The sequence below is a fragment of the Streptomyces prasinopilosus genome, assembly GCF_001419695.1.
GTDB classification, from domain to species: Bacteria; Actinomycetota; Actinomycetes; order Streptomycetales; family Streptomycetaceae; genus Streptomyces; species Streptomyces prasinopilosus.
Window position 1 is genome coordinate 1 of sequence record NZ_LIRG01000225.1, and the last position, 3378, is coordinate 3378.

Sequence of the window (3378 nt, forward strand, 5' to 3'; positions counted from 1 at the left end):
CCGGGAGCCGTAGCCGCACCGCGCCGCGCCTTCGCCGTGACGGCCGTGCTGCTCCTGCTCGCCCTGGCGGGGTGCGGCTACGGCTCCCGGGCCAAGGAGAGCACCGGCGCCGGCATCGCGGCCGGGGCGCGCAAGACCGACGGCCTCGACGCGGTGAGGATCGGCCACTTCGGCAACCTGACCCACGGGACCGCACTGGTCGGCAAGCGCAAGGGCTTCTTCCAGAAGGAGCTCGGCGCGACCGAGGCGCGGTACGCGGTGTTCAACGCGGGGCCGTCCGCGATCGAGGCGCTCAACTCCGGCTCCGTCGACCTCGCCTGGATCGGGCCGTCGCCGGCGGTGAACGGCTGGGCCAAGTCGCGGGGCGGGAACCTGCGGATCATCGGCGGTTCGGCGTCCGGCGGGGTGAAGCTGGTGGTGAACCCGGACCGGGTGAAGTCGCCTGGGGACGTCGAGGGCAAGCGGATCGCGACCCCGCAGCTCGGCAACACGCAGGACGTGGCGTTCCTCCACTGGGCGGCCGAGCGGGGCTGGACGGTCGACGCGCAGAGCGGCAGGGGCGACGTCACGGTCGTCCGCAGCGACAACAAGGTCGTCCCGGACGCCTTCGCGGCCGGATCGGTCGACGGCGCGTGGGTGCCGGAACCGACCGCGTCGAAGCTGGTCGCCGAGGGCGGGAAGGTCCTGCTGGACGAGGCCTCCCTGTGGCCGGACGGACGGTTCGTCATCACGAACCTGGTCGTGCGCCAGGAGTTCCTGGAGAAGCACCCGAAGGCCGTCGAGGCGGTCCTCGAGGCGTCGGTCTCCACCAACCGGTGGATCAACGAGCACCCGGACGAGGCGAAGGCCGCCGCCAACGAGCAGCTGGCGGCCGACTCCGGCAAGGCGCTGCCCGCCGGCGTCCTGGACCCGGCGTGGGAGTCGATCCGGTTCACCGACGACCCCCTGGCCGCCACCCTCCGCACCCAGGCGGAGCACGCCGTGAACGCGGGCCTGCTCGAACGGCCCGACCTGCGCGGCATCTACGACCTCGGACCCCTCAACAAGGTCCTCGCGGCCGAGGGCGCACCCCCCGTCGACGACGCCGGTCTCGGCGTCGGCTGACCCCGGAACCCCGAAGAAACGTCCCAGGAGGTGACGACCATGGCCACGACCCTCGCCAAGGCCGCCGACGGCACCGAGGCGGCCACCCACGCCGCCCGGATCGAGCACGTCTCGAAGTCGTTCGCGGGCCCGGCCGGGCGGCAGACCGTACTGGACGACATCACACTCGATGTCGCGCCCGGCGAGTTCGTCACCCTGCTGGGGGCCTCGGGCTGCGGCAAGTCCACGCTGCTCAACCTGGTCGCCGGCCTCGACGAGCCCAGCGCCGGCGCGATCAGCACGGACGGCCGCCCGGCGCTGATGTTCCAGGAGCACGCGCTGTTCCCGTGGCTGACCGCGGGCAAGAACATCGAACTCGCCCTGAAGCTGCGGGGCGTGCCGAAGGCCGAGCGGCGCGGCCGGGCCGAGGAGCTGCTGGAACTGGTCCGGCTGGGGGGCGCCCACGGCAGGCGGGTGCACGAGCTGTCCGGCGGCATGCGTCAGCGGGTCGCGCTGGCCCGCGCGCTCGCCCAGGAGAGCAGGCTGCTGCTGATGGACGAGCCGTTCGCGGCGCTGGACGCCATCACCCGGGACGTGCTGCACGACGAGCTGACCCGGATCTGGCGGGAGACCCGGCTGTCCGTCCTGTTCGTCACGCACAACGTGCGCGAGGCCGTCCGGCTCGCGCAGCGGGTGGTGCTGCTGTCGTCCAGGCCGGGCCGGATCGCCCGCGAGTGGACGGTGGACATCGAGCACCCGCGCCGCATCGAGGACACCGCCGTCGCGGAACTGTCCGTCGAGATCACCGAAGAACTCCGTGGGGAGATCCGCCGACATGGCCAGCACTGACACGACCGCGAAGGACGCGAAGGGCGGGGCGGACGCGAACGACCTCGCCGGTCTCGAGGCGGGTCTCGACGCGCTGGAGACGAGGCAGCAGACCCGCAGGCCGTGGCGCCAGACCTTCGTCCAGAAGGTCCTGCCGCCCGTCCTCGCCGTGGGCCTGGTGCTGGCCGTGTGGCAGGCGCTGGTCTCCTTCCGGATCGTCGACGACCCGACCAAGCTGCCCTCGCCGGGCGCCGTGTGGAGCGTGGTGCGGGACGCGTGGCTCGAGGGCGAACTGCTCGGCTACATCTGGACCAGCGTCTCGCGCGGCCTGCTCGGCTTCTTCTTCGCGCTGCTGATCGGTACGCCGCTGGGGCTGCTGGTGGCGCGGGTGCGGTTCGTGCGCGCGGCGATCGGCCCGATCCTGTCCGGCCTGCAGTCCCTGCCGTCGGTGGCGTGGGTGCCGCCGGCCGTGATCTGGCTGGGCCTGAACAACCAGATGATGTACGCGGTGATCCTGCTCGGCGCGGTCCCCTCGATCGCCAACGGCCTGGTCTCCGGCGTCAGCCAGGTGCCGCCGCTGTTCCTGCGGGCCGGCCGTACGCTGGGTGCGACGGGCCTGAAGGGCACCTGGCACATCGTGCTGCCGGCCGCGCTGCCCGGCTACGTGGCGGGGCTGAAGCAGGGCTGGGCGTTCTCCTGGCGCTCCCTGATGGCCGCGGAGATCATCGCGTCGTTCCCCGACCTCGGCGTCGGTCTCGGACAACTGCTGGAGAACGGGCGCAACGCGAGCGACATGGCCATGGTGTTCGAGGCGATCCTGCTGATCCTGACCGTCGGTATCGCCATCGACCTGCTGATCTTCAGTCCGCTGGAGCGGTGGGTGCTGCGCAGCCGCGGCCTGCTGGTGAAGGACTGATCCGTTCATGAACCGTCCGGTGCTCCTCGTCATCGCCCACGGCAGCCGTGACCCGCGGCACGCGGCGACCGTGCACGCCCTGGTGGAGCGGGTGCGGTCGCTGCGGCCGGGGCTGCGGGTGGAGACCTGCTTCCTCGACTTCGACGTCCCTTCCGTGCCGGGGGTGCTGGACTCCCTCGCGGCCGAGGGCGTGCGGGACGTGGTGGCCCTCCCGCTGCTGCTGACCCGCGCCTTCCACGCCAAGGCGGACGTCCCGGCGGTCCTCGCGGAGGCGGACGCCCGGCTGCGCATCCGCCGGGCGGACGTGCTGGGCCCCTCGCCCCTGCTCCTCGCCGCGCTGGAGCGGCGGCTGTACGAGGCGGGCCTCACGCCCGCCGACAAGTCCTCGACCGGGGTCGTCCTGGCCTCAGCGGGGTCCACCGACCCGGAGGCGATCGCAGTGATCGCAGCAATCGCGCGGGAGTGGCGGCACACCGGTTGGTGCGCCGTGCGGCCTGCGTTCGCCTCCGCCTCCCTGCCCCGCACCGAGGACGCGGTGCGGGGCAGGGAGG

4 protein-coding genes are annotated in these 3378 nt (G+C 72.9%); all 4 read left to right on the top strand.

Annotation, left to right across the window (positions count from 1 at the left end; genetic code table 11):
- Window positions 1-1104 (top strand): aliphatic sulfonate ABC transporter substrate-binding protein (locus tag AOK18_RS10945; RefSeq protein WP_240503138.1); only part of this gene is annotated, 1104 nt, incomplete at its 5' end.
- 39 nt (window positions 1105-1143) lie between these two features.
- Window positions 1144-1932 carry an ABC transporter ATP-binding protein gene (locus tag AOK18_RS10950; RefSeq protein WP_055694204.1) on the top strand — a complete coding sequence of 263 codons (789 nt, stop codon included), beginning with the start codon at window positions 1144-1146 and terminating at the stop codon, window positions 1930-1932.
- On the top strand, window positions 1919-2827 hold the full coding sequence (locus AOK18_RS10955; RefSeq protein ID WP_055572398.1) for an ABC transporter permease: 909 nt from the start codon (window positions 1919-1921) through the stop codon (window positions 2825-2827). The genes AOK18_RS10950 and AOK18_RS10955 overlap by 14 nt, the downstream gene beginning before the upstream one ends.
- Window positions 2828-2834: 7 nt before the next feature.
- A partial coding sequence (locus AOK18_RS10960; RefSeq protein WP_055694205.1) for a sirohydrochlorin chelatase occupies window positions 2835-3378 on the top strand: 544 nt, incomplete at its 3' end.

Bases quoted from the DNA above. Each gene is read 5' to 3' on its own strand.
- AOK18_RS10955 (WP_055572398.1), top strand. From the start codon at position 1,919: ATGGCCAGCACTGACACGACCGCGAAGGACGCGAAGGGCGGGGCGGAC.
- AOK18_RS10950 (WP_055694204.1), top strand. From the start codon at position 1,144: ATGGCCACGACCCTCGCCAAGGCCGCCGACGGCACCGAGGCGGCCACC.